The following is an 8,066-nucleotide window of genomic DNA, read 5'->3' on the forward strand; positions in this document are numbered from 1 at the left end:
CACCGCGAGGGCGTCGAGCTCGGCGACGACGCCGTCGGCCGAGGCCAGGACCTGCTCGGTCTCCCGGGCCGTGGGGAGCGCGGCGTCGGGGTCCCCGCCCTGCGCGACGATCATGCGGCGCCAGGCGTCCATGGCCCGCCCGTCCTGCAGGGCGTCGGCAGGGTCGACGTCGGTCCGTCCGGCCCCGGCGAGCATCTCGCGGGCCAGGGCGAGGGTCAGCTCGACGACGTCCGCGGGGCCACCGCCGGCGAGGACCTCGACCGACTCGCGGACCTCGAGCCCGTTGCCTGCCGTGAGCCCGAGGGGGGTCGACATGTCCGTCAGCAGTGCGACGGTCCGGACCCCGGCGTCGGCCCCGAGGGCGACCATGGTGCGGGCGAGCTCGGAGGCCTGCTCGACGTCCTTCATGAACGCGCCCGAGCCGACCTTGACGTCCAGGACGAGGGTGCCGGTGCCCTCGGCGATCTTCTTGCTCATGATCGAGCTGGCGATGAGGGGGATGGCCTCGACCGTCCCCGTCACGTCGCGCAGCGCGTAGAGCTTGCGGTCGGCGGGGGCGAGCCCCGAGCCCGCCTGGCAGATCACCGCGCCGACGTCCTCGAGCTGGCGCATCATCTCCTCGTTGCTGAGCGCCGCTCGCCAGCCGGGGATCGCCTCGAGCTTGTCGAGGGTCCCCCCGGTGTGGCCGAGGCCACGGCCCGAGAGCTGGGGCACCGCGACGCCGCACGCCGCGACGAGCGGGGCGAGGGGCAGGGTGATCTTGTCCCCCACGCCCCCGGTCGAGTGCTTGTCGGCGGTGGGCCGGCTCAGACCCGAGAAGTCCATCCGCTCCCCCGAGGCGATCATCGCGCTGGTCCAGCGCGAGATCTCGGTGCGGTCCATCCCGTTGAGGAGGATCGCCATGGCGAGGGAGGCCATCTGCTCGTCGGCGACGGCGCCGCGGGTGTAGGCGTCGATCACCCAGTCGATCTGGCCGTCGGTCAGCCGTGCGCGGTCCCGCTTGGCGCGGATCACGTCGACGGCGTCGAAGAGCTCGGGGTTCGGGCTGGTCATCAGGGGCCTCTCAGGCTCGTTCGAGCAGGTCGTCCGGGCCGAAGGCGTCCGGCAGGACCTCGGTCATGGGCTTGATGCCGCTCACCGTGTCGACCAGGAGCGCAGCGCCCCCGTGCTCCCACAGCAGCTGGCGGCACCGGCCGCAGGGCATCAGGGCGTTGCCGTGGCCGTCCACGCACGCGAAGGCGACGAGGCGGCCGCCCCCCGAGCTGTGCAACGCGCCGACGAGGGTGCACTCGGCGCAGAGACCGACCCCGTAGGAGGCGTTCTCGACGTTGCACCCGACGACCACCCGGCCGTCGTCGACGAGGGCCGCGGCACCGACCGGGAAGCGCGAGTACGGCGCGTAGGCCGTGCTCATCGCCTCCCGGGCGGCGGCGCGCAGGCCGTCCCAGTCCACCGTGGCGGCGGGGTCAGTCATCAGGGGCTCCCGTCAGGACTTGGCGTAGTGCGTGCCGTTCGCGGCCGGCGGCCGCACGCGACCCACGAGGCCCGCGACGGCGAAGATGGTCACGAGGTAGGGCGTCATCAGCATGAACTGGCTGGGGATGCCGGTGCCGACGATGCCCAGGGAGATGCGCAGCTGCTCGGCGAAGCCGAAGAGCAGCGCCGCTCCCAGAGCCCCCTTCGGGCTCCACCGGCCGAAGATCATCGCGGCGAGGGCGATGTACCCCTTGCCCGCCGTCATCTCCTTGCCGAAGGCCAGCCCGGCACCGATCGTGAAGAAGGCGCCCCCCAGGCCGGCGATGGCCCCGCCGAGCAGCACGTTCTTGAACCGTGTCACGTTGACCTTGATCCCGACGGTGTCCGCGGCGCGCGGGTGCTCTCCGACGGCCCGGACCCGCAGGCCCCACTTGGAGTGGAAGAGCGCGATGTTCGCGACGATCACCGCGGCGTACATCAGGTAGACGATGAGGTTCTGCCGGAAGAGCACCGGCCCGAGCACGGGGATCTCGGAGAGCAGCGGGATCGCGATGCGCTGGAGCCCGGGGGGCTGGTTCCAGCTCGAGGCGTTGGCCGTGAGGACCGTCGAGTACAGGAAGCCGGTCACCCCGACCACCAGCACGTTGAGCACCACGCCGACGATGATCTGGTTGACCGCGTAGGTGATCGTGAAGACCGCGAGCAGCAGGGCCACGAGCACCCCGGCGATCGGGGCCGCGACCAGACCGGCGTAGACGTTCCCGCTGAGCGAGGCCGCGACCGCCGCGAGGAAGGCCCCCGCGAGGAGCTGGCCCTCGATCGCGATGTTGATGACGCCCACCCGCTCGCACATCACGCCCGAGAGGGCGCCGAAGACGAGCGGTACCGCCAGGAACAGGGTGCCCTGGAGCAGGCCGGTGAACGGGATGCTCTCCCCGGCGACCGCCCAGGTCAGGAACGCCAGGACGAAGGCAGCGGCGAAGGTGCCGGCCACCCAGCCCGGGGCACGCCGTCCCTCCCGGGCGCGGAGTGCCGCGAAGGCAGCCAGCCCGAGGCAGACCAGGGCCAGGACGATCGCGGTCAGCCGGGAGGGGACGCCGATCGGGCTGATCTGGAAGAGGTCCGTCCGGGTCGAGACGCTGAAGGTCGAGGAGCCCGGCTGGCCGAGGAGGCCGAAGACGACGAGGGCGAACAGACCCAGGACGCCGTAGGTGATGGGCGCCTTCCACGAGCCCGGCGTGGAGCCGCCGACGGCGCCCTGGCTGGCGGCCCCCTGGGTGGGTGCGGTGACGGTGCTCATGCCTGCGCCTCCTTGACGGCCGCGCGGCGCGCGGACCGGGGCCTGCTGTTCGGTGCGGGTAGCCGGAAGATCGCCCGGACGAGCGGCGGCGCCGCGATCAGCAGGACGATCACCGACTGGACGACGAGCACGATGTCGATCGGGGTCCCGGTGCGCGCCTGCATGGTCACGCCGCCGGCCCGCAGGGCGCCGAAGAGGAGCCCGGCGAAGAACACCCCGATCGGCCGTGAACGGCCGAGCAGGGCGACGGTGATCGCGTCGAAGCCGAAGCTCGCCGCGATGCCCGCGGTGAGGTACTTCTCGGTGCCCATGACCTGGGCGGTCCCAGCGAGGCCGGCGAGACCACCGGCCACGATCATGACCAGGACGTAGGCCCACTCGACCTTGATCCCGGCGGTGCGGGCTGCGTGCGGGTTGAGCCCGACGGCGCGGAAACGGAAGCCGACGGTGCTGCGGTTGAGCAGCCACCAGACGAAGGCGGTGGCCGCGAGGGCGACGAGGAACCCGGCGTGCAGCCGGAAGCCCGAGCCGAGCAGCAGCGGGTACAGGGCCGAGTCGTCCAGGAGCGGGCTGACCGGGTTGGACGAGCCGGGCCGCTGGAAGGCGGGGGTGATCAGCAGGTAGGAGATCAGGTACACCGCGATGTAGTTGAGCATGATCGTGACGATCACCTCGTGCGCACCTGTACGTGCCCGCAGGAATCCCGGGATCGCCCCCCACAGGGCGCCGCCGAGGATGCCCGCGAGGACCGCGACGATCACGTGCACGCCGACGGGCAGGTGCCAGGTGAAGCCGACCCAGGCCGCGAAGGTCGCACCGATGATGATCTGGCCCTGGGCGCCGATGTTGAACAGGCTGGCGCGGAAGGCGAGGGCCACGCCCAGGCCCGCGAGGATCAGCGGGGTCGAGACCGTGAGGGTCTCGGTGACCGAACGGATGGACCGGGTGAAGCTCTCCGACTGACCGTCGAACACAGCCCCGTGGAAGAGAGCGACGTACGCCTCGGAGACCGCGCTCCACGCGGCACCGAGGAAGTCCGTGGGCCGGGCGAAGAGGTAGCCCGCGGCCTCCTGGACCTGCTCGTCGGCCGCCGCGATGAGCACGCCCCCGACGGCGAGGGCGACGAGCAGGGCGAGCAGCGACAGCAGCCAGGAGCTCGAGAGGATCTCGTGGACGAGGCTCGCCGAGCGGTCCTCCCCGGGGCGTGGCGCTCCCGGCGTGGGCTCCCCCGCGTTCTGGTGGTCCTCGGGGGTGCTCACAGCACTCCTCCCTGCTCGGTACCTGCTGCTGTGGTCTCGGTGCGGTGGCCCGCCGCCTGGGCGATGGCCTCCTCGACGGGGACGCCGGCCATCATCAGGCCCAGGACGTCGCGGTCCGTGTCACCCGGGACGAGCCCGACGATGCGGCCGCGGTACATCACGAGGATCCGGTCGGCCAGGGCCACGACCTCGTCGAGCTCGGTCGAGACGATGATCACGGGGGTGCCCTTGTCGCGCTCGCCCACGATCCGCTCGTGCACGAACTCGATGGACCCGACGTCGAGGCCACGGGTGGGCTGGCTCGCGATGAAGAGCTCGAGGGGGCGGGAGAGCTCGCGGGCGAGCACGACCTTCTGCTGGTTGCCCCCCGAGAGGTTGGCGGCCGCCAGCTCGACCCCGGTGGTCCGGATGTCGAACTCCTGCACCCGGTGCTCGGCGTTCTCGCGGATCACCCGCGGGCGCATCGACCAGCCCTGGGCGTAGGGCTCCTTGTCGTGCAGGTCGAGGACCAGGTTCTCGGCGATCGAGAACTCCTTGACCAGCCCGTCCTTGCTCCGGTCCTCGGGCACGAACCCGACCCCGGCCTCGAGGACCTGGTCGACGGTGCGTCCGACGAGCTGGGTGCCGCGGAGCTCGATCGAGCCACGGACGTGCGCCTGCAGCCCGAGGATGGCCTCGGTGAGCTCGGTCTGGCCGTTGCCCTGGACCCCCGCGACCGCGAGGATCTCGCCGGAGGCGACGTCGAAGCTGATCCCGTCCACCACGCGCTGCCCGGTGGCCGAGCGCACGACGAGGTCACGGACCTGGAGGCGGACGTCTCCGGCCCGGGCCGGCGTCCTCGCCACCCCGAGGGAGACCGCGCGCCCGACCATGAGCGAGGCGAGCTCGGTCTCGGCCGAGTCCGGACGTGCCACACCGACGACCGCGCCCCGGCGGATCACCGTGATGCGGTCGGCCACGGCGCGGACCTCGCGCAGCTTGTGGGTGATGAAGACGATCGAGGTCCCTGCGGCCTTGAGCTGGCGCATGATCCCGATGAGCTCGTCGGTCTCCTGCGGGGTCAGCACCGCGGTCGGCTCGTCGAGGATGAGGACCTTGGCGTCGCGGCTCAGCGCCTTGATGATCTCGACCCGCTGCTGGACGCCGACGGGGAGGTCCTCGACGAGTGCGTCGGGGTCGACGTCGAAGCCGAAGCGGTCGGAGATCTCGCGGACCAGGCGCCGGGCCTCGGCGAGGTCGAGCAGTCCGGCACCTCGGGTCGGCTCGTGACCGAGCACGACGTTCTCCGCCACGGTGAAGACCGGGACGAGCATGAAGTGCTGGTGCACCATGCCGATGCCCGCGGCCATCGCATCCCCGGGACCGGCGAAGGTCCGGGCCGATCCGTCGACGAGGATCTCCCCCTCGTCGGGGTCGTAGAGGCCGTAGAGCACGTTCATCAGGGTGCTCTTGCCCGCCCCGTTCTCGCCGAGGAGCGCGTGGATCTCGCCCGGCTCGATCACCAGGTCGATGTGGTCGTTGGCCACGAGCGGTCCGAACCGCTTCGTGATACCGCGAAGCTCGAGCTTCACCGGTGGGTCCTCCTCAGCAGGGGCCGCTGTCGGTACGCCGTCGTACCTCGGCGACAGGATATCCACGCCGCGGTGGCGGGCCGGGGACCCCCGACCCGCCACCTGGCGTCGTGCACGTGCTAGCCGCGATGTGCGGCGGGGATCACGGGGTCGACTGCGACTCCACGACGATGTCACCGGCGACGATCTGCGCCTGGATCTCCTCGAGCTCGGACTTCAGCTCGGCCGAGACCGTGCTGTCCAGGTCGTGGAACGGCGCGAGGGCGACGCCCTCGTTCTCGAGGGTGCCGACGTAGGCCTCGTTGCTGAAGTTGTCCTGGACCGACTCGTTGATGACGTCGAAGACGGCCGGGCCCATCTGCTTGAGCACCGAGGTCAGGATGATGTCGGCGTACTCGGGCGAGGTGTCGAACCAGTCGGAGTCGACGCCGATGAAGGCGACGTCCCCGGCCTCCTGGGCGGCCGAGGCAGCGCCACCGCCGACCGGGCCGGCGACCGGCATGATGACGTCGGCACCGGCATCGATGAACGCGTTCGCCACGTTCTGGCCCGCGGCGATGTCCTCGAAGTTGCCCGTGAACTCACCGGACTGGTCGTCCTTGTTCCAGCCGAGCACCTCGACCTCGGCGCCCTTGGTCTCGTTGTAGTGCGCGACGCCGTCGACGAACCCGTCCATGAAGATCGTGACCGGCGGGATGGCCATGCCACCGAAGGTGGCCACGGTGCCCGTGGTCGAGTAGCCCGCCGCGAGGTAGCCCGCGAGGAACGCGGCCTCGGCCGTGTTGAAGACGATGGGCTTGACGTTCGGGAGGTCGATCGACTGGTCGTCGATGATCGCGAAGGTCGCGTCCGGGTTGGCCTCGGCGGCCTCGCCCGTGGCCCCGGCCAGCAGGAACCCGACCGTCACGGTCAGGTCGCAGGCCTGGTTGACCATCGAGTCGATGTTCGGGACGAAGTCCGTCTCGGCGGTCGACTCGGCCTGGGCGGTCTCGATGCCGAGGGACTCCTGCGCGAGCTGGAGACCCTCGTACCCGGCCTGGTTGAACGAACGGTCGTCGAAGCCACCCTGGTCGGAGACGATGCAGCCCTTGAAGTCGATCTCCTCGGCCGTCTCCTCCTCGCCGCCCGCCGTGGTCTCTTCGGGCTCTTCCTCGGGGGCAGCACCGCAGGCCGCCAGTGCCAGAGCCGAAGCGGTGACCAGCACCGCTGCTCGAGTCGCAATCTTCACGTCGTCACTCCTGTTTCATCCGTCGACGCCGGGGCTGACCAAGACAGATCGCGGCGCACCCGTGGCGCGTCGTCGCGATCCGGGGGCAGCTCGCACCTGATCAGCGGCTGTGGGTCGAACAGTAGCCGGGCGTCGTGTCGCGGGTGTTACCGACGCGTAGCACGGCCCCTGTTGTTACGCATTCGGAATGTTCCGCGGCACGGTCTCGGTCGAGCCGGCGAGCAGCGCGGTGCGCGCGAGCACCCTCGCTCCGACACCGATCGCCCGCTCGTCGACCTCGAAGTCGCCCTGGTGGATGTCGAAGGTCCGCCCGCCCGGGGTGCGGGTACCCAGCCGCGCCATCGCCCCGGGGGCCCTGGTCAGCAGCCACGCGAAGTCCTCCCCGCCCAGGGACTGCTCGGTGAGCGTGACGGCGTCGGGACCGAGGACCTCGCGCGCAGCGGCGTCCAGCAACCGGGTCGAGGTCGCGTCGTTCTCGACCGGGGGGACCCCACGATGGTGGTGCACCTCGACCTGCACGTCGTAGGCCGCGACGGCGTGGTGCACGGCCTCGCGGAGCACGCGGGCGGCGTCGTCCCACGAACGGCCCTCGAGGCAGCGCAGCGTGCCGCGCAGGGTCCCGCTGCCAGGGATCACGTTGTGGGCCGAGCCCGACTGCACGAACCCCCAGGTGAGGTTGACCCCGGACCGCGGGTCGAGCCGGCGGCCGAGGACGGCCGGCACCTGGGTGATGACCTGCCCCAGGGCGAAGACCACGTCTCCTGTCAGGTGCGGTCGGGAGGTGTGCCCGCCTGCCGCGGTGAGGACGACCGTCACGGCGTCGGAGGCCGAGGTGATCGGCCCGATCCGCGAGCCGATCTGCCCGACGTCGAGCTTGGGGTCGCAGTGCACCGCGAAGACCTGGGCGACGCCGTCCATCGCCCCCGCCTCGACGGCGTCCAGGGCCCCCCCGGGCTGGACCTCCTCGGCGGCCTGGAACAGCAGCCGCACCCCGGTGGGCAGCTCCCCGGCCTCCGCGGCCTCGGCCAGGACCAGGCCGGCGCCGAGGACCGCGGCGGTGTGGACGTCGTGCCCGCAGGCGTGGGCGACCCCCGGGACCGTCGAGCGCCAGGGATCGGTGCACTCGTCAGGGATGGGCAGCGCGTCGAGGTCGGCCCGCAGCGCGATGCGCCGCCGGCCGGTCGTGACCGCACCGGGGCCGATGTCGCAGATCAGCCCGGTCCCGGGCAGCC

The 8,066-nt window shown here is 71.6% G+C and carries 7 protein-coding genes; all 7 read right to left on the reverse strand.

All coding sequences use genetic code 11. The features are described 5' to 3' along the window. A partial coding sequence (locus L0B03_RS10595) for a thymidine phosphorylase (protein WP_250445765.1) occupies positions 1-1,053 on the reverse strand: 1,053 nt, incomplete at its 3' end. A gap of 10 nt (positions 1,054-1,063) precedes the next feature. Beyond that, complete coding sequence (locus L0B03_RS10600) at positions 1,064-1,474, reverse strand: cytidine deaminase (protein ID WP_250445766.1); 411 nt, start codon at positions 1,472-1,474, stop codon at positions 1,064-1,066. Positions 1,475-1,486: 12 nt separating this feature from the next. Further along, positions 1,487-2,776 carry an ABC transporter permease gene (locus L0B03_RS10605; protein ID WP_250445767.1) on the reverse strand — a complete coding sequence of 430 codons (1,290 nt, stop codon included), beginning with the start codon at positions 2,774-2,776 and terminating at the stop codon, positions 1,487-1,489. Then, positions 2,773-4,035, reverse strand: a complete 1,263-nt coding sequence (locus tag L0B03_RS10610; protein ID WP_374204935.1) for an ABC transporter permease — start codon at positions 4,033-4,035, stop codon at positions 2,773-2,775. Before L0B03_RS10610 ends, L0B03_RS10605 begins: the two co-directional genes overlap by 4 nt. Continuing rightward, positions 4,032-5,606 carry an ABC transporter ATP-binding protein gene (locus tag L0B03_RS10615; protein WP_250445768.1) on the reverse strand — a complete coding sequence of 525 codons (1,575 nt, stop codon included), beginning with the start codon at positions 5,604-5,606 and terminating at the stop codon, positions 4,032-4,034. Before L0B03_RS10615 ends, L0B03_RS10610 begins: the two co-directional genes overlap by 4 nt. Before the next feature lie 142 nt (positions 5,607-5,748). Continuing rightward, positions 5,749-6,834: a BMP family ABC transporter substrate-binding protein gene (locus L0B03_RS10620; protein WP_250445769.1), complete on the reverse strand. Its 1,086-nt coding sequence runs from the start codon at positions 6,832-6,834 to the stop codon at positions 5,749-5,751. Between the two features lie 174 nt (positions 6,835-7,008). Next, the coding region (locus L0B03_RS10625) for an amidohydrolase (RefSeq protein WP_250445770.1) at positions 7,009-8,066 on the reverse strand (1,058 nt) is incomplete at its 5' end.

This window comes from Actinotalea sp. C106 (genome assembly GCF_023630195.1).
In the GTDB taxonomy this organism is placed as follows: domain Bacteria; phylum Actinomycetota; class Actinomycetes; order Actinomycetales; family Cellulomonadaceae; genus Actinotalea.